This window comes from Neobacillus terrae, assembly GCF_011393025.1.
Taxonomy (GTDB): Bacteria; Bacillota; Bacilli; order Bacillales; family Cytobacillaceae; genus Neobacillus_A; species Neobacillus_A terrae.
This window is the reverse complement of the sequence record NZ_JAAOEO010000006.1, coordinates 1-22,178: the sequence shown is the minus strand read 5'-3', so window position 1 is coordinate 22,178 and position 22,178 is coordinate 1. Positions and strand designations below refer to the sequence as shown.

At 35.2% G+C, this 22,178-nt stretch carries 20 protein-coding genes and 3 pseudogenes; 14 read left to right on the top strand and 9 right to left on the bottom strand.

Going from position 1 to position 22,178, the window contains the following annotated elements; all coding sequences use genetic code 11:
- Nucleotides 1-216 precede the first annotated feature (216 nt).
- From G8761_RS10275 to G8761_RS10265, 3 genes are all read left to right on the top strand, one after another.
- Nucleotides 217-531, top strand: coding sequence for a putative quinol monooxygenase (locus tag G8761_RS10275; protein WP_166026263.1), 315 nt, complete (start codon nucleotides 217-219; stop codon nucleotides 529-531).
- A gap of 257 nt (nucleotides 532-788) precedes the next feature.
- A complete protein-coding gene (locus G8761_RS10270; RefSeq protein ID WP_166026261.1) occupies nucleotides 789-1,031 on the top strand; it encodes a hypothetical protein in 243 nt (80 codons plus the stop codon).
- Between the two features lie 474 nt (nucleotides 1,032-1,505).
- A complete protein-coding gene (locus G8761_RS10265; protein WP_166026259.1) occupies nucleotides 1,506-1,694 on the top strand; it encodes an amino acid transporter in 189 nt (62 codons plus the stop codon).
- A gap of 165 nt (nucleotides 1,695-1,859) precedes the next feature.
- On the opposite strand, the gene G8761_RS10260 is transcribed toward G8761_RS10265, so the two are convergent.
- Nucleotides 1,860-2,345, bottom strand: coding sequence for a nitroreductase family protein (locus G8761_RS10260; RefSeq protein WP_166026257.1), 486 nt, complete (start codon nucleotides 2,343-2,345; stop codon nucleotides 1,860-1,862).
- A 545-nt stretch (nucleotides 2,346-2,890) separates the two neighbouring features.
- A pseudogene (locus G8761_RS28255) lies at nucleotides 2,891-3,022 on the bottom strand (IS110 family RNA-guided transposase); the annotation flags it as partial.
- A 901-nt stretch (nucleotides 3,023-3,923) separates the two neighbouring features.
- Between G8761_RS28255 and G8761_RS10255 the strand changes: the two are divergent.
- The 5 genes from G8761_RS10255 (at nucleotide 3,924) to G8761_RS10235 (ending at nucleotide 9,775) form a co-directional block, all read left to right on the top strand.
- On the top strand, nucleotides 3,924-5,324 hold the full coding sequence (locus G8761_RS10255; protein ID WP_166026255.1) for a DJ-1/PfpI family protein: 1,401 nt from the start codon (nucleotides 3,924-3,926) through the stop codon (nucleotides 5,322-5,324).
- 428 nt (nucleotides 5,325-5,752) lie between these two features.
- The gene (locus G8761_RS10250) at nucleotides 5,753-6,013 is read left to right on the top strand and encodes a hypothetical protein (RefSeq protein ID WP_166026253.1); all 261 of its coding nucleotides are present in this window, start codon (nucleotides 5,753-5,755) and stop codon (nucleotides 6,011-6,013) included.
- Between the two features lie 1,158 nt (nucleotides 6,014-7,171).
- Nucleotides 7,172-7,522 carry a DoxX family protein gene (locus G8761_RS10245; RefSeq protein ID WP_166026251.1) on the top strand — a complete coding sequence of 117 codons (351 nt, stop codon included), beginning with the start codon at nucleotides 7,172-7,174 and terminating at the stop codon, nucleotides 7,520-7,522.
- A gap of 323 nt (nucleotides 7,523-7,845) precedes the next feature.
- Nucleotides 7,846-9,156, top strand: coding sequence for a hypothetical protein (locus G8761_RS10240; RefSeq protein ID WP_166026249.1), 1,311 nt, complete (start codon nucleotides 7,846-7,848; stop codon nucleotides 9,154-9,156).
- Nucleotides 9,157-9,544: 388 nt separating this feature from the next.
- The gene (locus G8761_RS10235; RefSeq protein WP_166026247.1) at nucleotides 9,545-9,775 is read left to right on the top strand and encodes a hypothetical protein; all 231 of its coding nucleotides are present in this window, start codon (nucleotides 9,545-9,547) and stop codon (nucleotides 9,773-9,775) included.
- Nucleotides 9,776-11,183: 1,408 nt separating this feature from the next.
- Here the strand turns inward: G8761_RS10235 and G8761_RS10230 are convergent.
- On the bottom strand, nucleotides 11,184-12,128 hold the full coding sequence (locus G8761_RS10230; protein WP_166026246.1) for a metal ABC transporter substrate-binding protein: 945 nt from the start codon (nucleotides 12,126-12,128) through the stop codon (nucleotides 11,184-11,186).
- A 197-nt stretch (nucleotides 12,129-12,325) separates the two neighbouring features.
- Here G8761_RS10230 and spoIIP point away from each other — a divergent pair, with 197 nt between their 5' ends.
- From spoIIP to G8761_RS10215, 3 genes and pseudogenes are all read left to right on the top strand, one after another.
- Nucleotides 12,326-13,474: a stage II sporulation protein P gene (gene spoIIP / locus G8761_RS10225; RefSeq protein WP_166026244.1), complete on the top strand. Its 1,149-nt coding sequence runs from the start codon at nucleotides 12,326-12,328 to the stop codon at nucleotides 13,472-13,474.
- Between the two features lie 227 nt (nucleotides 13,475-13,701).
- Nucleotides 13,702-14,646 (top strand): S53 family peptidase, encoded by a 945-nt coding sequence (locus G8761_RS10220; protein ID WP_166026243.1) that lies wholly within the window; start codon nucleotides 13,702-13,704, stop codon nucleotides 14,644-14,646.
- Between the two features lie 131 nt (nucleotides 14,647-14,777).
- Nucleotides 14,778-14,972, top strand: a pseudogene (locus G8761_RS10215) (L-dopachrome tautomerase-related protein); the annotation flags it as partial.
- Nucleotides 14,973-15,210: 238 nt separating this feature from the next.
- Here the strand turns inward: G8761_RS10215 and G8761_RS10210 are convergent.
- The 5 genes from G8761_RS10210 to G8761_RS10190 are packed head-to-tail and all read right to left on the bottom strand — an operon-like array spanning nucleotide 15,211 to nucleotide 17,526.
- Nucleotides 15,211-15,510, bottom strand: a complete 300-nt coding sequence (locus G8761_RS10210) for a spore coat protein (RefSeq protein ID WP_166026241.1) — start codon at nucleotides 15,508-15,510, stop codon at nucleotides 15,211-15,213.
- A gap of 18 nt (nucleotides 15,511-15,528) precedes the next feature.
- A complete protein-coding gene (locus G8761_RS10205) occupies nucleotides 15,529-15,723 on the bottom strand; it encodes a hypothetical protein (RefSeq protein WP_007083743.1) in 195 nt (64 codons plus the stop codon).
- A 17-nt stretch (nucleotides 15,724-15,740) separates the two neighbouring features.
- Entirely contained in the window at nucleotides 15,741-16,877 is a 1,137-nt protein-coding gene (locus tag G8761_RS10200) for a zinc-dependent alcohol dehydrogenase (protein WP_166026239.1), read from the bottom strand.
- A gap of 18 nt (nucleotides 16,878-16,895) precedes the next feature.
- Nucleotides 16,896-17,264, bottom strand: coding sequence for a spore coat protein (locus G8761_RS10195; RefSeq protein WP_166026237.1), 369 nt, complete (start codon nucleotides 17,262-17,264; stop codon nucleotides 16,896-16,898).
- Between the two features lie 16 nt (nucleotides 17,265-17,280).
- A complete protein-coding gene (locus G8761_RS10190; protein ID WP_166026235.1) occupies nucleotides 17,281-17,526 on the bottom strand; it encodes a spore gernimation protein GerQ in 246 nt (81 codons plus the stop codon).
- 728 nt (nucleotides 17,527-18,254) lie between these two features.
- Between G8761_RS10190 and G8761_RS10185 the strand changes: the two genes are divergently transcribed.
- Complete coding sequence (locus tag G8761_RS10185; protein WP_338000939.1) at nucleotides 18,255-18,698, top strand: CBO0543 family protein; 444 nt, start codon at nucleotides 18,255-18,257, stop codon at nucleotides 18,696-18,698.
- A 586-nt stretch (nucleotides 18,699-19,284) separates the two neighbouring features.
- Nucleotides 19,285-20,064, top strand: a complete 780-nt coding sequence (locus tag G8761_RS10180; RefSeq protein ID WP_166026231.1) for a PAS domain S-box protein — start codon at nucleotides 19,285-19,287, stop codon at nucleotides 20,062-20,064.
- Between the two features lie 199 nt (nucleotides 20,065-20,263).
- On the opposite strand, the pseudogene G8761_RS10175 reads toward G8761_RS10180, so the two are convergent.
- Nucleotides 20,264-21,100: pseudogene (locus G8761_RS10175) on the bottom strand (STAS domain-containing protein).
- A 296-nt stretch (nucleotides 21,101-21,396) separates the two neighbouring features.
- Between G8761_RS10175 and G8761_RS10170 the strand changes: the two are divergent.
- The coding region (locus tag G8761_RS10170) for an IS110 family transposase (protein ID WP_166026229.1) at nucleotides 21,397-22,178 on the top strand (782 nt) is incomplete at its 3' end.

Genomic DNA, 22,178 nt, shown 5'->3' with positions numbered 1-22,178 from the left:
TTACAGGTTTAATTAATTTTAAACATTAACTAAAATGGATTATTAGTTAACACTTTTTATTCATCATATCACAACTGATAAAATGGGAACTTTTTTGTTTCACTAACGTGGCAGGTTAGCTCAAGAAGCCTTGATTAGTTTTATTTATGGGAATAATAGGAGAAGCGTGTTTAGTTATAGAAATACTTAACAGGTGACAAAATTAAGGAGGATGGTATGAGCAAATTTAGTTTATTTAACAAGTTTATGGTACAAGAAGGCGAAAAAGAAAAAATGGTTGATATTCTGTTAGAAGCAGCAGAATCAATGAAGAATCTTGATGAATGTGAAATATATCTTGTGAATATTTCCGAGAATGAACCAAGTTCTGTTTATGTTTATGAAGTGTGGGCTAATGAAGTTGCCCATCAAGCGTCTCTAGGTCTTGAAGCTACCCAAACCTTAATAAGTCGTGCGAAACCAATTATTACTGGTATGGAAAGAATCAGCACCTTAATAACAAAAGGCGGGAAGGGCATTTCATCTAATTAGAATTAAACCCCCGTAGATATTAAATTAGAATTGGCTGTCATTGTGGCAGCTTTTTTCTTATTCAAAGCAAAGATTTTGAACAAATGTACTTAAACAAACGGGTGCTTTACTTCAACTAGGAGTAATGCCGTTTTTCTGTTGTTTCACTACCGGGGAGTTTAGTTGAACAAGAGTCTTTAAGAATAATTGAAAATAATACAATTATGAATGTAATTATATGGTAAAATATATAAGAACTTTTTTAAGGAGGTGGCAAAATGAGCTTTAGAAATAACTCTGAGTACGAAGAAAGGGGTATTTTTAAAAGCGCAACAAAGTCATTCCTCAATAGCGTTAAATTTGGATCAATATTTGATCGTGATTTAACAGATGAAAAAATACAAAAGACCAAAGAACTTAGGGCCAAGGATTTTTTTAATCATATGACAGGCAAAAAATCTATGTCTAAAGAAGATATAGACAATTTAAAAACTGTTGCGAAATATATGGGTAAAGTTTAATTAAGTGATTTGAAGGAGTTGCGAGTATTTGCAACTCCTGTTTTCTTTCAAGTTATTCAACTATCGTGGCAGGTTAGCGAAGGAGAATAATTTTAGAAAATGATGTAAAGAGGAGTGAATAAATATGAAACGTGGGTCAGCATTTAATATTGGTTGGGTAATATCTATAATAGCTATGATTGTAATGGTAAGTGTACTCACGTATAGATATTTCATTGTTGGTATATTAGTACCACAAATATGTTTTGGAGCATATCAGTTATACCTCGTCAAAAAATAATTTTATAAAGGCCACTCCACAAAACATAAAAGAATCCCCCTATGCAAAAAAATAAAACATGTACTTATTGAACTAAAGGAGGCAAGAGTTGAAGTACCGGTTGCCTGAATTGACAGCCGATTTTTTTTGTGAAAATGGCAGGTTAGTTAATTAAAAATTGAAGGATACGTTAAAATTTAGTAAAGGGTGGTTATATGGTAGAGGAGAACAAACCGTTTAATGATATTATTGACCACTTTAACAAAGTAGAAGGAAATGCTTCCGAAATAGTTAAAACTGATTTAAAAAAGCTGCCCAAACCGATAAGATATATTGGCTACTTTATGATTGCCTTCTTATGTATCTCATTCTTGCTAGTGCTGGTTTTAAATATTTTAAATTAATTGTCTGTTGCCGCCATCTTGAAGGCGGCATTTTTCTTATTGGGTACAATAAAATAAGTAAGGGCGCAATGAAAAACCACCGATTCTGACTATCGGTGGTTTTTTGTGTTCACTAATTGCTCATCTTTAATCAAGGGTTTTTGCTTTAAACTGTCAAAGTTATTTTCAAGAAAGCTGCTTTAATTTATTTTCGATTGGTGTACGTTGTTTTGGCTCAGGAATTTCTTCCGGATAACCCACACCAAAAACTCCAATTACTTCATAACCTTCCGGAACACCAAGAATTTCACGATTTTTCGTATTCCCACCCATAGAGGACCAAAATGTTCCCACACCTTCCGCCCAAGCGGCTAAAACAAAGTTTTGGACGAAACATGCTGTTGCTAGTGCGTTTTCCTCTGTTTCAATATCAGTCTTACCGTACTTTGACAATACCGCTATAACAAAAGGAGCATTACCAAAGTTTGTTTTATGATTTAACTTTGCTCTTGTTTCTGGTCCTACCAAATAAATTTCCCACGGTTCTGTCATTCGATGATTAGGAGCCATAGCGGCGGCTTGTAACCATAATAGAAGCTTATCTTGATCAACAAGGTCTGACTTGAAAACTTTTATATTACGACGAGTTTTAATTGTTTCTAAGATATCCACGTGATTTCCTCCAATTGTTTGTGAATAATTTGAACTCTATAAATCACCTACTTTCCTTTTTAACAAATTATCAGTGTTAGCACAAGTTTTGAAGCTCAATGAAAATTTCATGATTAAGAATAGTAATGGGGGGGTTAGATAGTAGAGAAAATGGTGTTAAAATTAGCAACAAACGAATTCGGGATTAATACGAGTCGGCTTACACTTGTGGTAGGCTATATCAATGACTTTTTTCTATACCCTGCACAAAATGGGGACCCTTCAAGGAGTGCGTTTGACAAAATAATCGTGGCGTAACCAAAAAGAGGTATTGGTAGAATTGCACTTCATGAAATATCTGTTTGATAAGGGTGCTTCTGTTCCTGATATACCCCCATCAAAAGATGGAAAATTGGTTGAAAGTGTGGAAGGCGTATATCACGTCTCTATGTTCACCAAAGCTCCTTTCGAGTCCCTTATGTAGATGATGGGGAACGAGAAAATGAAGATCTGACAAAAGAATAATCGGATCTTCTGTTATTTAACTATCCTGAAAAATAGTAATGGATTAAATTAACAATAGGTTTCCAATGAACACTGGTACTTTCCATCGCGACGTGTGTGCTGCCGTGCAATTTAATCCAATCCACCAACTGTAGTAGAAATACAGTTTTAGTGGAAAAGGTTTTAATCTCCTTAACCGGGGCTTTACTTCAATAAGGAGTAAAGCCTTTTGGGGTTGTTCCTCAAAAGGGGGAGGTAAGGTCAAGAAGGAATACAATCTTGCCTATCAAAACTTACAATTTTGGTAAATCGGTAAAAGGAATTTGAAGAAGGAGAGGGGAATATTATACGATTAGACCAAATTATCCAAAGAGGAGTTCAGGATGAACCTAACAAATGGACAGTTAAAATTTTTTCTGTTTTATATACTTATTTTGTTTTGTTCGGAATATTGGTCTTGGATAAATGGTTTCCTACGAAAGACTTAAGATTTTTTCTTGTTATCCTTATATCGGCTTTCCTATTAGCATTCAAAGAAAAAAGCAAATGGATGAAACAAGATACTTCAAAACTAAGTTGGAAGATTACAATTATTATATTTGTAAGTGGGTTTGTCGGTCCATTAATATTTAATGTTAAGTAAAGGTGTTGCTTTGGCAACACCTTATTCCTTATATAGCTAACAGGGAATTTAGTTGAAGAGAGAAGGAAAAATTCTTCCCTTTTAATTCATATTTGAAACAAAAAGCGAATTAATCAGTTATTGTTCATGTTACGGTCTATTTCTGATATCGGTTTTTAAGGCAATGTATTTGGCAGAGACTATTTCATTCTCTGTCTTTTTTGTTGTCTGAAACCAGCTAAGTCTGTAGTCTGATATAAAAATCAAGCTCTAGCACAATTATGCAAGTTTTTGAAAAAAGGTAATATGGAATCAAGATAACAACAGATACCCTATGGGGGTACAACGAAATTTTGTGGAATACCCAAAAAGAATACGATTTTCATCATGTTCAAACTAAGTACAATGTGACACAAGACTAGTCAAAACAAATATCCACATTTTGGTGGGCGAAAATTGAGGAGGAATTTAAAATGAAAAGGTTAGTAGTACGGTTAGCTGTTTATGTATTGATTTTCCTTATGTTTATGGGAGGGATGGGGTTGTATGGATTTAATCGTCATCAAAAAGATTTTTACCTAAACATCCGCCATGAGCCAGTTCCTTCGCTGCAAGGACTGAATATACCTAAATACAATCCCAATAAACCTACAGTAGCAGTCGTACTAGCGGATTCAAGTATACCAACCGAAGATTTCGATTTTCTTATTCCCTACGAACTGCTGTCGATGACAGATGCTTATAATGTATACGCCGTTGCACCGGACAAAAACGTGAAGTCCTTATCAGGCGGACTGGATGTACTGCCACATTACTCGTATATAGAACTAGATAACCTATTAAATAAAAGTCCAGATATTATTGTAATCCCTTATATGCCTATTGATATACCCAAAGTAGATGAACTGAAATATCAACCGACTCGCAAATGGATTCAAAAACATTCCAGAAGTAAAACGACGACTTTTGTAAGCATTTGTGGAGGGTCAATGAATCTTGCCGATGCAGGTTTATTAAAAGGGAAATCGGCCACCTCACACTGGCAGGCCTTACCTGGATTAATGAAGAAATATACTTATACACATTGGAAAGAGGATCTGCGGTATGTTCATGAAGGAAACACCTTAACATCAGCCGGTCAAAGCGCAGGTATCGATGGAGTACTTTATCTGATATCTCAGCAACTAGGAGAACCCGTGGCTGCAAAAATTTCTAAGGAAATTAGTTATCCTTCGTACCAATTCGTTCAAAATCCAAAGGTGGCCCCTTTTTACAGGGATATAAAATTCGCAACATATCTACTAAATATTGGATTCCATTGGAATAAGAAACAGATGGGTGTACTTCTGTATAAAGATATGGATGAAATAGCTTTATCTTCTATATTTGATTCTTATGGAGATACCGGAACGACACAAGTCTTGACCGTTTCTAGTTCGGATGCACCAATTACTACAAAACATCATCTTAATATACTGGCTAGGCATCAAATATCTAATGCTCCAAAATTTGATAAAATGATTATACCAGGTGGCGACGCAAAATCACTGGCGGCAGCAGATGTAAGACTTTGGAATGAAAAGGGTAATGCAAAAGAAACCCTTCTTATTCATAGTGATTCGCCAAACAGATATGTTTTCGAAGCGCCATTGGAAGATTTAGCTAAACAAGAAGACCTTTTAACTGCCAAGCATGCTGTAAAACGATTTGAATATCGTGCGAATGGTATCCATCTTGAGGGCAAACCACTTCCTCTTGAAACTTACGGCAATGTACTTCTGACCGGTTTACTAGCTTTGTTGGCAGCTTTCTGTATTGACAGACGATTCATTATGAAGAAAACAATTTTCAAATCCTATAAACAAGCCAGTTAATCACTACCGCCTTCGGGCGGCTTTTTACATTCTCACCATTAACGTCCGATAGCTATCATTTTAGTAAATTAACGAACCAGGGGGATCTGACATTCCGTCAACTCCGCTATCCTACCCGTTAGCCACCCACGAATGAGTGCGTTTCATCAAGTTATAAGTGGCTTTTCCTAATTTCACAAGAAAGAATGTGAAAGATTGTACTTAAAGAAACGGGGGCTTATGTTAAGTAAAGGTATTGCTGTAACGGAAATTATTATTCTTATTCGACTAATACGAACGGGGCAGGTTACATAATAAGCAGATAATGAACGTATTGTGACATTACTCTCCTAATCCAACTTTTTTCGGTCTATTGACCACTCCTATAAATATATTTCTTCTCCTTGGACAAACTTATTTTGTCAGATTTAAACAAGGAGGAATCATATATGGTAAACGACATCAAACAGCAAATGGAACGTATTTGGGCTGAAACGTGTGGCTCATGGGAAAACTGTACTGAGGAAAACATTCAGTCTTTCCTAGCACAATGCCGAGAAAAGAGCATAGACCCACAATATTGTATGAGTTGGGTAGAACAATATAGTAACCATATCCCTAATTGGCCAGCCGTTTCGAAGGTATCTCTTGATTGGGTAAATGAACATACTTCAACTGGCTCGCCTATTAACGGACATGAACCTCAGTAACAAGGAGAGAAATACTCTCCTCTTTTTTTAGATTGAAGTTTACCGCATAATAAAGGAAAAGTGTTCGGTTTTAACAACGACGATAAGCGACTTTTGGCATTGTGCTAAAGGGGTACTGTAGGACAATACGCCGAAATATTGAAAAATGCTCAGAGTTTAATGCTCTGAGCATTTTTATGCCAATTTATTGTGTTAATTCTTTTTTAATTAAAATGCTAATTTCGTTGTTATTTACCGGTTAATTTGAATTTTGTACTTCAAAACCGAACCCGATACCCTTATTGTTACATGTGAAAGATGTGTTGAAAGAAACATATTTGACCGCACTGCTTGGAATATTCGTCTTAGGATTACTATACATTACCATAAAGACTAAACTTTTTTATAATAAATTCCTAACGTTGAAATTATGAACATCTAAAGCCCGATTAATCAGGGGATATAACAGTAAATTTCATGGGTAATATCGAAAAAAAATAAAACTGCCAAATATCCAAAGGACAGTGATAAGGATTCCAAATTCTATAATGTGAAGTGATAAAAACATAGACATAAATAAACTTTCCTTATATAAAACCCTCCTATAGGCTAAGTATTTTATAATCCATTATTAATCGCAGTTCTCAACGGATACTTTTTGACTTGGACCAAAGTTTAATGTTCAATGAGACAATGTTTAGAAACAAAAAGATTTTAACTAAACAGAAAAGATTCAGAAAAAATAAATGCCAGGCATCTCCTATTTGAAGGTACCTGGCACTATTGTTAAAAGCGGTGGCGATGAAGTTCTTGTTTGTCATCACAACAGTTAAGCACGTATTCATTTTTTTGCATTGAAATGGAAATAAATCCGATATAAATTAAAGGGAAAATAAATGTTTATTAAAGATGGAAAAGAAGTGGAATTGTGGATAAAGGGGAATAATAAATGTCTTATTCTTGAGAAAAAAGAAGCTATATCCCAGAATTATTTAGGTAAGAGTAAGGATTGTTTTTTTTGCTTAATTGACGGCATTTTCCCAGTTCAATTTTTTTAGACTACTCGCCCGGCCACATACCCGCCAATTTTAACTATAAAATTAGAATTACAAAATATGTATCTTTTTTGTTCGTTTCTCATAAATATAGTATAGCATCCAACAAGTAAGGGGGTACCAGATGTCTATACTTTCTTGGAGTCTGCAAGGCGTTTTAACAGCTATATTTTTGATGGCTGGACTTCCCAAAGTTACTGGTTCAAAGACGTATATCGATATATTTAATCACTTGCGTTTACCTCAATGGTTTCGAGTAATAACAGGGTTAGTGGAAATACTTGGTGCCAGTTTATTAATAATTGGTTTTTGGAAAATTTCTTTTGTCATTGCAGGGGCGTTACTACTTGGTGTTACGGGTGTAGGTGGAACAATATCACATATACGTGTTAAAGATGGGTTTAAAGAAACATATATGATAGCATTGCTTGCAATATTCGCCTTTGCTTTACTATCCATTCAAATAACACGATAGAGGAATTATTTAGTATAGGGTTGCGGCAGCGACTCTTTTTTTCATTGTATTACTGTGCCGCTTATGTTTTTCTAGAGTGATTCTAAGAGGATTAATAATAATTATAGAATTATTTTATTGGGGGTGTAAAATGATTTCCAATATCTTAATTTCGTTACTTATCATGGTTTTAATCGGTTTTGTAAGTTACTTTTTAATCCGTCTTTCCAGAAACATTTCAAAGAAATAATTATCGGGTAATGAAATAATACGATAAAACTTATTTTTAATGGTTATTTCTACAAGAGATCCAGGATTAATATCAAAAGAAGTGGAGAATCAGGATGGAAGAGAATATAGTTGCATTAGCAGAAGGCATCTATAATCCAAAAACAAAAGAATATTTTGAAGAAGTACTAAGCTCCTACAAGCATGGAAATTACCGATCAGCGGTGGTGATGTTATATACCGTGGTAATTTGTGATTTAGTTTTTAAATTAAATGATTTAAATGATATTCACAAAGATGAGAAAGCTAAAAAAATTTTAGAGGATCTGAAAGTAGAGAGGGAAGGAGATCCAGTTTCACTCGCTTGGGAAAATGAACTCATTGAAAAAGCATATAGAGAAGCTAATTTACTGGAAAATGATATTTACATCCATATTACAAATTTAAAAATGTTTCGAAACCTGTCTGGACATCCATTACTAAATTCCTTGGAGTTTTTGTATAGACCTAGCCAGGAACTGGCAAGATCTCTTATTATTTATGTACTTGAGGGATTGCTGATTAAACACCCGCTACTTACTAAAAATGTATTTGATCCTTTTATGTCAGATATGGAAAGAATCAAAAATGAGTTCCCTACAGCAGAACGATTAGAATCCTATTTGGACTCAAGATTTTTTAACTATTTTAACAAAGAGAATGTTGAATATATATTTAGCCACTTATGGAAGTTGGTCTTTAAAAACAATGGAGAAAAAGAAAAAAGTAACAGAGATATTCATTTTAATGTACTCTTAATCATGTACAAAAAATATGAAGAAATACTAATACAGTTTATTAAGAAAAATTCTGTGCATTTTAGTGACTTTCTAGATGGAAATAGCAGAATACTAAATAAATTTATTGATTTTTTGTCGAAGTATCCAGATACTTATCCTTTGTTAAAGCAACACACACAGGAATTGCTTTCTAAACGCGTATCATCGAAAAAAGAATTATTTATAAAGAGTTATTTTCTTTCCGATTCCATAAAAGAACATTTAAAGAAATTGGACCGAGAATTTAATACAACTGGTGGTTATTATAACCAGCCTTTTTCACATAATCATCTAATAGAAAAAAAGAATGTTCAGTTTTTATATAACCTATGTGAAAAATATGACGCTCTCCCTGAGTTTTATGATTTGTTAATCGCACACTATTGCCATAGTGGCTCTTTTGATACAGCCGATCGGTTATTCGATTACTGTATTACACCTTACTTTGAAAGTTTTAGTAAGGACCAGATGGAATCTTTAATGGAAAAGGCCAATTCTAATCCCCAATGTTACAATGAGAACGGGAAAAGCAGACATCGGATCCTCTTAGAGACTGCTAAGAAATTATTAGGAGAAGAGATTGAAGAAAAATATACAAATATATTTTGATACTGCTAAAGGCCCTCCCTTAAGCGTTCTGAAATATAAGGGGATACTTAATAATTATCAATGCAAGATATGCGATGATACGATTCTCATCCCCAGCAATATTCATTTTTAAAATAACCCAATGTTGTTAAAACAGGTGGCAGGGACTCGTCGTATTTTTTAACAATGTTATTTTAGGTGATTTGAGACGGGAGAGATCCGTCTCTTTTTCATTTTCCTTATTTTACCTAAGCCATGTCACCTCCGCCGCAACTATATGATTGGCAGATCGCTGATTATTTGGGTTATTAAATCGGAGAGATAAGGTAAATACTAGGGCTATGGCTTTTTGAAAGTTATGCTTAACAAGCAATAGCTTTTTAAAATTTTCTAAAACAGAGGTAACCGGATGAAAATACTTATAAACGGAAGAGTTTATAATTCAGCAATGACTCCGATTGTGCTGGAGTTCGAGGATCAAGAAGCACATGTATTAGGTCTGGCGGTAAAAAGGATAGTAACAACCCCTAAATATATGACGCAGGATGAAGCAATGGATCTTGCTGAAGTAAACATGGAGTTTGATTATATGGAAGTAACATTGGAGCCAAAACGAAGGAAGGGTGACCATTACCTATAGGTAACAGGGGCATTTTCTTATGAACTAGCTTTGTGTAGCCTTAATTCTTGCAGTGTCTCTTAACTTGCAGGAAAATGCTTGTAAAGATTTTGTACATAAAAATCAACATATATCTTTAATAAATAGGACAAAATATATAATTCATATAGCGCACTGACTTAGAAAGCGGGTTGCGGATCCATATGCATGATATTAATGAATTTGTAAATCGTGTACAAAATAATTATCTGCTTATAGCTATTGTAGCCATTTTATTTTTTCTGATTAAAGCAATTACTGCTTACATCACTTTTCGTCACTACGAAAAGAGGCTTAAAAAAATCGAAGAAAAACTTGATAAGTTACTGCGGAAAAAATTACATTAACAAACCATGTTCATTAAAAAGTGATGTTTTCATTTCCCTAAAAAGCTAAGAAAATGGAGGAAATACGAGATTTAAAAAGCATTCAAAAGAATTAAATAAGTTAATGTAAAAAAAAACCTCTGTCTGCTACAGTACGTTTTCAGGTGCTTTCTTAATAAATAAACAAGATTTGACGTATGAATTGGATTATGTGGTGGTTCTTTTGCGTTATCACTATTGGTATTTATTCATTCTGGCTTTTTATTGCCCTTGAAAAGTGGAAAGCAAAACATACAACTTTTGCAAATTCATAATTATGGTAATGAGTGCGTTAATCCAAAAAGGATTAACGCACTTTTTGTTGAACTTCTAATTGAACAAACGGGCAGTTAGTTGATTAAGAAAAGGGTTTTTTGAACTTTCTTCGCCGTTTATAATCAAAATATTGTAGCAGTACACCATTAACCTATACCTTTGCAATAAATCTGCACCAAATATATCTTTAGATTTAAAAAGTGAACCAGTTATAGACTTTACAGAAAATAGTAAATGAATGACAGATAATAAAATATAGAAAACAATGCAAGTTACGTATCTTACTTAAAACAAGGCTGATTATAAAATATTAAGAGGGGACAATAAATGTCCATTGTGAACCAAAGAAAAAGATACTCGGTCGTTGTTGAGGAAATGGTAAAATCGTGCAATCAGTAATAATTGCCAAGAGTGTAGACCTTATGTATTGGCAAGTACACCAAACTTTATGGATACCTACTTAAAGACGAAGATGATAGAGATGTTGGAAAAGTTACATTTGAAGAATCTGTCTTAACTTAAATGCCTGAAGGCAATCAAAAATGGGTGTCTTTTCTTTTCCTATTAATCTAACGGGGGCTTAATTCAATAAGCACTGCACATATTCAAATAAAAAGCTTGAGGTTTCTTTAATTTACCTCAAGCTTTGTTGTGTGCTCATTACATTGTTATTAAACCTGTGATTTTCATTTTTCTCCACGTTATCGGAACTAACTTAAGTGAAGAATCTTGCCCTTTTACAGGTCAGTCTAATAGAATAATGATAATTTCAATTTATTCAGGTTCTTTTTCATGACACCTATATAATCCAATCCCTCCTTTTGGTCTTCTTTCGTTAATCCTTCAAGAGGGTTTAGAACTTCTGTTTTTGCACCAGTTTCATCTGCAAGCGTTTGTGCAACCTTAGAAGAAGTAAGTCCCTCAAAGTAAATAATTTTAATGTTGTTCTTTTTTGTTAATTCCGCTAATTCCTGCAATTTACCCATGCTTGGTTCAACGTCAGGTGAAAGCCCTGCAATCGGTATTTGCTTTAGCCCATATTCCCTTGCTAAGTAGCCGAAAGCAGCGTGCTGGGTAACAAATTGTTTTTGCGTTGCAGTTTTTAAGGTGGTTTTATATAGCTGATCCAGATCGGAAAGCTTGCTCTTAAGAGAACTGGCATTTTCTTCGTATAGATTTTTATTCTTTGCATCTGCTTTTATGATTGCTCTTGTGATATCTTCCACTTCATGCTGGGCTAAAACGGGCGAAAGCCAAACATGCGGATCCTTAGATGAACCAGAATTCAATTCACTTTTATTTTCCTCAAGCGCGTTAATTAGTTTAATCCCTGAGGATGCTTCCACAACTTTTAAATTTGAAGTATCCACACTGGTTAACATTTTTTTAGTCCATGTCTCGAAGTAGCGGCTATTATATACAAATATATCGGAGTCTTGGATATTGGCCAAATCCTTTGTTGTAGGTTCCCAATCATGCGGCTCTGTACCATTTGGTATTAATAAATCAACATCCGCCTTATTGCCAACAACTTGTTTGGTAAAGTAGTACATAGGATAAAAGGTGGTTACAATATGTAGTCTTTTAGCGCTTTTGGTACTCTGCTCTTTGTCCTGGCTATTTGAGCATCCGCTTATAATAAAAGCGATTATTAATAATAAGTAAATGTAATTCTTCACAAGTATTTTCCTCATTTCTTTTCAGGTGTCATGTTTTTATTGTCATTTTATTTAAAAAGGACGTTCTTTATTCAATAAATCGTAACCGTTACGAATTGTACTTTATTTGGTATTCGCTTGTCAATCGAATGCTTTTTTTAAATCTATTATCTATTAATGAATAATATAATCCCGATCGATCTCATATAAATGTGGTCAGGAGGGATAAATCTATGAATTTTTTCAAAAATATTTTACTTAAATATACTATTCAATCCATGTTACTAGTTTCTTTTATATTCCTGACAATTTTTATAGTGGTTTTAATGGATATCAAAATAACTTCTCAAAGTCTCAATAATTCAATTGGTATATTTAATACAGAGAAACTTTTTGTTGAATTAATCAAATCCGAAAATCATGCGTTTTTTCCAGAAGCAGGTGATTCGATGTTCAATTCATCAAGAATTTCAAATATATTTTTTCAACTGCTCGCAACGATAAAACCAACAGATGTAAGGACATTTTTAGGAAATGAGTTACCTGGCTTAATGCAATATAATACAGAGGTAGTAATCGCAGGAGAAGGGACAAACCTTACAAATCTGCCATATGAGTCTTCACCGCCAACAGAAGTTTTATTAAATGAAAAGAAGGTAGCCGAGGACCAATTGAATCAAAACCCCTTATCGGAGGCTCCTGTTTCTAACCCGGATCATAAATCAGTATTCATCTACCATACTCATAGTTGGGAAGCATTTCTGCCATTATTAAAGGATGCAAAAGAGCCAGACGATGCAATAAGTTCTGATAAAAGAGTAAGTGTGGTTGGACTGGGTGCACGTTTAGCTAATGATTTAATGAAAAATAAAATAGGCGTGCTGCATGATGAAACAAATATGACTCAGGAGTTAAGGAGCAAAGGGTTGAAACCGACACAAGCTTACTCAGAATCACGAAAAATTGTTCAGGAAGCGGCTGCTCGTAACCATGTACTAAAATATTATATTGATATTCACCGTGATTCAGCCCGTGGGAATGTTACAACTAAAACAATTAACGGAGTAAACTATGCACGACTTTATTTTGTTATAGGAAAAGAGAATAAAAATTATTTGGATAATCTGGAAATGGCAAAAACCTTAAATCAAAATCTCGAGAAAAAGTTTCCGGGTATTAGCAGGGGAGTTTTCTTAAAAACCTATAGTGAAGGAAATGGTGTATATAATCAGGATATCTCTAATAAAGCCATATTATTGGAGATAGGCGGGGTAGATAATAATCTGGCTGAGCTCAATAGAACAGTGGATGCATTTTCTGAGATACTTACGGATTATTATTGGAAATCTAATGAAGCAAAAGAGGTAAATGGGAACAGGTAATCTATTAACATATTTAAAGAGGCCGCTTCGGCGGTCCTTTTACTTAAAATCGAGAAACTCAAATAAGCTTGATAAGAGACTTTATTTAGAAGAAGAGTAGAAATTTAATTAATTTTGTAAAATTAAAAATATTTTAGAGGATTGTTAAATTTCTCTCTCGAATTATTTGCCTTGTAAGAATTTAGATCGGCTAAATTCTTGCCAAATTACATAAATGGGCGAAGAAGATGAAGTGGAAGAAATCTGCTTTGACTATTAGTACTGCAGCTTCATTGTTATTAGGTGCTGTACCGGCAGTTTCGCATGCGCAACAAAATGACAATGTAGTAATTCAGCAGGGGAACGGGGCAGGAATTTTATCGAAGGCAAACTATTTTGGGGATTTGGATCCGAGCACAGTTGTCACCGTAGACATCGTTATGAAAATCCAAAACAAAGACGCACTTGCCCGGTACATTAATGAAACAACAGACAAAAACAGCAACCACTTCAGAAAGTATTTAAGGGTAAGTGAATTTAAAGCGAAGTTCGCTCCATCCCCTAGTCAAATTCCAGCAGTTTCTAAATATTTGAATTCCTTTGGAATTAAGAGAAGTACATATCAGGATAACCAGATTATTACTGCTACAGGTACGGTTGATCAATTTAATAAAGCATTTAGTGTTGATATTCAAAAAGCCAGTTATAACGGGAAAAGCTTTCATGCTACCAAAAAAAATCCGACAGCTCCAAAAAGTGTGGCTGAAAATATTCTTTGCATATTAGGACTAAGTGATTATTCCAATTTCAAAGCCAATTCGGTGAAGCGTTCTGATACGATTGCACCAGAAGACAATAACAGTCCGGTTGGTCCTCTTCGCCTCAACCCACAGGATTTAATCAAGCAGTATAACGTTGCCCCACTTTATAACAAGGGAGCAGACGGATCTGGACAAACAATAGGAATCGTAAGCCTTTCTGATTTTAACTCTCTAGACGCTTATTCATTCTGGGATCTAATGGGGATTAACGTTAAACCTGACCGCCTAGAAAAAATTAATATTGATGGTAGCACCGACTGGAATGGCTATGAGGAAACCACATTGGATGTACAGCAATACGGTGCATTAGCGCCACAATCTGACATTAAAGCATATTTAGCACCAAATACTGATACAGGCTTTGTAAATTGATTTGCAAAAGCAATCAATGACAAAAAGATTCAATCTCTTTCCGTTAGCTGGGGATTAAGTGAAACCATTCTGCAAATGGGTGTGCTGGAAAATTGGGAAACTCCTGAATACGCAGAAGCATTTAACCAGCTTTAATGGAAACAATCGCACATGATCCGAGAATTTTGTGGCCGGATACTTTTTCAATTGGTCCGGATCAATATTTGTATGTCATTGTGAACCAATTACATAGGCAGGCTAGATTTCATTATGGAAAAGACTTACGACAGAAACCTTATAGTTTACTTCGTATAAAAATTGATGAATTTCCTGCTCCTACCTTTTGATAATAAAAAATAGTTGGTTCAATTTTTTGTAAAATTTTGAACGGGTAAGCATGGAGCCAATAGGTTGGATTGGGCTTAATTTAGCTCTAATCCTAAAAGAAAAGACATCAAATTTATAATTGTAAAAGAAAATGGCGGTTGCAAAATGAGGGAAATCGTATATTTCCCTCAAATAAATATAAATGGTTTATTAGGACCGGTTCTAGGTTGGTAATGTTAAACTGCTCCTATTTTATTTTTATAGAGTGGGTAAGTTCAATGCTGTATTGATATTATTTAAATCTAAATTGATTTGTTCGTTTGTATCCCAAGCATGGTACAATCCTTTTTCTGCCATATATGCGGAAATTTGTTCATGCATATCAATAGCTTCCATTAAATGGCGAGTGAGTATTTCTTTAATTTCTGGCGTTCCTGCTTCCGTAACTGCCATGGCATAATTTCTAACTCCACTTTTAGCTGCAATCAATAAATCCATTGCAACGACTTGATCCGATAGTCCGTCCATGCCCGTTAAAGTTTCAATGATTGGATTCATGTTCATTCATCTCCTAATTTACTGCTTAGCGTTGGAAAGGATAGAAGCATATTCTTGTAATTGTCTCGTAGATACATCAATGTCTTGCTGCATAATATCTTTTAATAGCTGATCTGTAACTAACGCTTTCATCGTTTTGGATTTAGTTAAACAAGTGGTTTTAAATGCAGCCATTTCATGGACCTCAAGAACTTCATGTAAGGCGTAGTTCATTTTTTATACCTCCTTCCTCAAGGTTTCAACACGACTTTTATACAATCATCCATTTTTGTGTCAAAAATCTCATAGCCACGCTTTGCTTCACTAAGTGGAAGTACATGACTTACGACATCTCCTGGATCAATTTTTCCGGTCGTAACTAATTCAAACATATATGGCATATAGTGGATGACAGGTGCTTGACCGGAGCGGATATTGATATTTCGCTGCATAATATCTCCAAGAGGGAAACCATTATATCTGCCGCCGTAAACGCCAGTAACTTGAATTGTCCCGCCTTTACGCACTGCTTGTGAAGCCATGATAAACGCACTTAATGCTCCGCCTTGAAGCTTCATTCCGCTCGCAAGGAACTCCATATCAGTCATTTTACCGTCCATACCAACTGCATCAATGACAACATCAGCGCCGCCTTTGGTGATTTCCTTCAGGTAACTTCCTACATTCTCATGGTCCTCAAAGTTAACAATTTCTACTTTGTTGGTGCGCTTTGCGTGCTGCAGGCGATAATTGACATAATCAACGGCAATGACACGCTTTGCTCCTTTTAACCAACAGAATTTTTGAGCAAAAAGGCCAACCGGACCGCAGCCAAGAACAATAACTGTATCTCCATCCTTTACGCCTGCATTGTCAACACTCCAAAAACCAGTAGTCATCGCATCGGCAATAACTGCTAACTTTTCATCTGGTTCTTCACAAGTCTCTGGAATTTTGAAATGAGTAAAGTTGGCAAATGGCACTCTTAAATATTCAGCTTGCCCACCTGGATAGCCACCCGTCGAACCAGAATATCCGAAATAGGCACCCATATCACCATTATCATTAGAATTATCACATTGGCTTTCCAAATGGTTTTTACAGTAAGAGCATTCACCGCATGCTATATTAAAAGGAATAATGACACGATCTCCCTTTTTTAGCTTAGTCACACCTGGACCCACTTCTTCGACGATTCCCATTGGTTCATGGCCAATAACATAGTTTTCTTGCAGGTTAGGAATCATGCCATGAATTAAATGTAAATCAGACCCACATATAGCTGAACTGGTTACTTTAATAATCATGTCATCTGGTTTTTCAATCTTTGGATCTGGAACTTCTTTGACTACAACATTTTTAATACCTTGATACGTTACTGCCTTCATGCTATACAGCCTCCAGTGTTAGTGTTCATCAGGTGTCCGGTCAAACATACCTTTTCTATTGGTCTCAACAGGAAATAGATTCATTTTGCCAATCATCAATGTATTGTTGGCAGAGAGTTGGTCTAATTGATATTGTTCACTTAGTTCGTATGGATGAAACCATTTTTTACTAATCATTAGGTCTGTAATTTCTTGGTGCATGGCAATACCTTGCATTAACTGGTTTCGTAAGAGGGTTCTAACATCAGGTGATGCGGACTCCGTTAATGCGACAGCAATATTGCGAACACCCTCTTTGGCACGAAGAAGTAAATCCATTGCAAATGTGGTATCTGCAAGCTCTGGTACGTGTAGCGAGTTTATAGGGTCTAAATAGTCATGGTTCAATGAATTTGCCTCCCTTTCAATTTATTATTGGTGTTGGCCGGTTTTGAGGAACAGGAGCTTCAAAAGGTGAACGTTGATAAATTGCCTGTAATTCTCCAAGTGCTTGCATGGATTGTTCAACATCTTTTTGCATTAATGCTCTCAAATCATGATCAAAAACCAGTCCTTGCATTAGTTTTGATTTCGCTAAGCAAAGGGTTTTAAAATTAATAACTTCATGTAGATCCAATGACTCATGATCGGCTAATTTTTGAATGTCCATTTTTGGTCACCTCCTTATTGGCTTACACAAAGGTATTATTTCAAATTTACGATATATCATTCATTAATAGTTTATTTAGATAGGAAAAACGCTCATTAAATGGCTGGATTTATATAATGTAGAGAAAATTTCATCATAAGGGATCGCAATATTCGATACATTATTCTTAGAAGGGCATAAGGTTCACTCGTTAACTTTGGAATAGGAAATGAAAACTTCTAGCTGCACTTATAAATGGGAAGAGAGGGGGTTGTCATTAAATTGTTCTTATAGTAAAACTAATGGAAATTAAAACAAAAATGATTGCTTTCTTCAAGTTAGTTCTAGTTTGATGCCTGTGGTTGTCTGATCTTTAAATAGATTTAGACATTGAACTTCCAAAATAATCCGTTCCGTTTTAAGGTCAAAATGGTAAATAGGGTTACGATCACATGCTCATAAAGATAATATTATTGAATGAGTATGATTTAATCCTTTTAAAGCAATGTCTATTCTTGGGGTCCTGATGACAAAACGCGTATAATAGACCCTAAGAAATTTTTGAAAGGAAAAGCCGCTGATTTTTTCTACGCTAAGCAGAAAAATCAGGGCTTTTTATGTTATGAGTGTTATATATCCAATAACGACCGTTTTTCCTGCTTATCCAGTTGGATAATTATGTTGATAAAATGAAAGAATAAAAAACAAAAAAAGAGGGGTTTGCTATCTTTATTCTATTTTTTCTAACAGTGATAGTTGTCCTAATAGTAGCTTTTTGTGTAAAAAGGAGAAAGACCAGGCATGAATTGTTTGCGAGCATTTTATTTGCTTTAATGATGAATTTTGTAACTGATTTATATCTTGATATTAAATACCATCTTTATTGGTATTTTGATAAAAAGGAGGTTGATTGGGCGTATTTAATAGTTCCCATGGGGCAGGTAGGAGTATTATATATTATTGTTAATTACTTTCCGAATAACGCTGCTACAATTAGAAAATTAATATATGCCCTGGTTTGGACAGGAATTCTTGTTTTGCTAGAGTTATATACTGTAAAAATTGAGGTATTACATTATGGTAAATGGAATCCTTGGTATTCTGCAGCAGTGTATTTTGTGTCATTACAATTTCTTTATTTTGTATTAAAATACATACAGGATAGTAGAGAAGTTAGTGAAAAAACGAAATAATTTAGCAAAATTTCCTATGAGAAAAGAGAGTAAGAAAAGCTATAAATAAAATTATATCTTAAGCATAATGTAGGACTACGTTCTAAGACATTGTAACTTTGGTTTATCAAAAAGATTGTAAAAAAATACACTTAAAGTAACGGGGCAGCATGGCCGACATCCACCTCATGGAAAGGTTGGACGAAGGAATTTGAGAGCGAAGACTCTGTGAGACATGGGAGGGTTGACCTCCATGAGAAATGTGGACATCTACCAGTGCGATCATATTTTGACTCACCCACCAATTTTTGTAATTGGCTGGTTAGTGGGTGACGGCTCTTTTTTCTTTTGAAGTCCAATTTTATCCTTTTCAGTGATTATTCCCCAACTATTAAACATTTACCGGAAGGTAAACTACTATGAAAATCTAAGAAAACAGGAGAAAACGGGAGATTTTCCATTCTTCATTGAGGGAGGTTAGTTGAAGAAGGATTTTTAAACAAATAAGCAAAGATATGGGGCATAAACTACAATAATTATTCTTCACTTATAGTATAATGTTTTTAGTTGAAAACTTATAGCTTTGGGTAAGGAGTAGTGGATTTTCATGGGAAATAATACGGATGAAAAATTGTATCGTCAAATCGTGGAATCGACCACGGAGGCAATTATTATTCAACAAGATGGGAAATTTAAGTATATAAACCCTTCAGGAGTAGACTTTTTACGGGCCGCTTCCAGTGAGGAAATTATAGGTAAATCTGTATTCGATATCGTACCCGAGGAGTATAGAGAGCTGACAGTAAGGCACACAAAATCGATCCTTGATGAAAATAAACCAACTGGAACTATCGAAAAACAATTAAGACGGTTTGATGGTTCACTAGTTGATGTAGAAACAAACTGTACTCCTGTTTTGTATGAGGATAAAAAAGCGATTCAATCTGTCGTCAGAGATATAACAAAGCGTAAAGAAATCGAAAGATCACTCGAAAAAGTGTCCAAAGAAATTAACACACTATCAGCTCCAGTCGTCCCTATATTGGAAGGGGTCGCTGTGTTACCCCTAGTAGGTTCTATCAATTCTGAAAGAGCGAATTATATTTTAGAACATGTGCCTTTAAAAGTACAGGAACAGAGTGTCCATACTTTGATTAGCGATTTTTCAGGCATCTATGAACTTGATGCAATGGTAATCCAATGTCTGTTTGAAACTAGTGCCGTACTTGGTTTGCTTGGTGTTCGTTCTATTGTAACGGGAATAAGACCCGAAATTGCCAAAAGTGTTGTTCAGCTCGGAGCCGATTTATCCCTAATACAGATATTTGGAACTTTACAGCAGGCAGTACTTGATTTGGTGTTAAAGGATAGCTTCGTAAGTGATTGAATAGGATATCAACTATATTCCGTGATATATTGTTATCCATCTTCATTACAGGTTCGTTCTCTGGAGTCAGAGCCGTCATGAGACGGCTTTTTCTTATTGTGCTAATGGGGCAGGTTAGTGCAATAAGAAGAGGGAAAATCGTACTTTTTGTAATTTTCTATTTAGGAAGCATAAGGGTGTGAGCTATAACAAAAAAGACCTAAATGGTCTTTTCCACGTTAAAGTATTTCTTTAATGTTTCTTGCAGCGTTCCTTTTGTTTCACATCTTTTTCAAAGCGGATTCCTGAATGAACCATTTTTCTTACAAGGTCAGGTCCTAGTCCAGCAAGTATGGCTTTGCAACCCATCATCGAGACTCCAGATAATACTTTTTCCAAATTCGAGATGACATCCATTTCCATCATCGCTATACCTGAAAGGTCCATAACCAGTGTCCGTATTCTTGATTCAGCTATATCGTTTAAGACATTTTCCTCTATTATTTTTATCCTGTATGAGTCAATTGTGCCAATCAAAGGCAAGACAGAAACACTCCCGCTAACAGGAATGATTGGAACTGACAAATGTTCCACCATTTCTTTGTTGATGTAGCATTTCATCTTTATAATCTGAATAACTAAGGAAAAACGTGTTAAGGAATTGGTCGACCCTGTCATTTATTAGTTTTTCGAGTTCGTAGTATTCTAACCGTTCTTTTGTTATACCCTTTGATTCATCGGGTGAACATATTATCTGCCATATAGTTCTCCTGATGGCTTGCACCCATTCTAATTTTAATGCAAGTGTTAATGAATGGGTCGCCCAGGCAATTCCCTCCTATCGAGCAAAAGAGACTAATTCATCATCTTTCTTATCAACTACATAGAAAATTAAACTTCTCGCATTTTTTAATAAATCAATGTTTCCTTTATTTTAAATATCATTAATTTTTCCCGACACGTTTATTGCTTCAGACAGCAGCTTACTCTCAAATAATTCCCCTTTTTCGTTGATGTACCTTTTTACCTCTTCCTGTAAGATGCGTATGGTTTCCATTCTCATACTGCCCCTCCTAATTAAATTCTTTCTATTTATATGATAACCATAACATATACCCTTTTGTAATATATTAATACCCATCTCCTAAAAAAGTTAAAATTGTGTTTTCTTCGCAAAGATACTGATTAGAGGGGAGTCACTGTACCAGCTCTTTTATCTTATTGCTAACGGGGCAGCATTCCTGTAATGAGTGAAAATGGAGTTTGAACAAAAAAATAACCTCTTGGTAGAATGAGAAGGTCCTGAAGCTGCGCAGCAAAAAGGACATTACTCAAATACCAGGAGGCTTTAAAATGAATTATAACCAGAATAAGAAGATTGCTCAAATAACTTCTCAAACTCTTATTATAGGAGTCGATATTGCTAAATTTAAGCATGTGGCACGTGCCCAGGATTTTAGAGGTATAGAGTTTGGATCACCATGTCAATTCGAAAATACAAAAGAAGGTTTTGAGCTTTTTCTACAATGGATTTCGGAAATCAAAAAAGAACACAATATGGATAAAGTCGTGGTTGGGATGGAACCAACAGGCCACTATTGGTTTAATCTCGCTCATATTTTAAAAGAAAACGAGATTAAATTTGTAGCGGTAAATCCATTGCACGTAAAGAAAAGCAAGGAACTAGATGATAACTCACCTACCAAGAATGATGTGAAAGACGCTAAAGTTATAGCCCAGCTGGTCAAAGACGGAAGATACGCCGAACCTACGATACCACAAGGTGTCTATGCCGAACTCCGTGTCGCAAAGAAAATACGCGATCTTTTAACAGAGGATCTCCAAACGGTCCAAGGGCAGGTTCACAACTGGATTGATCGCTACTTTCCTGAATTTCTAACAGTCTTTAAAAAGTGGGAGGGCAAGGCAGCGTTACAATTCTTAAAGCTCTATGCCTTACCTCATGAAATCGTAAATTTCACTGAACATGAACTGCTCTCCCATTTAAGAAAAGCTGTAACACGGAGTGTGGGATTAAGTAAGATTCGAGAGTTAAAACAAGCAGCCAGTAAGTCCATCGGACTTCGACAAGGCTCCGAAATGGCTAAATTAGAGCTAAAAACGATTCTGGCTAA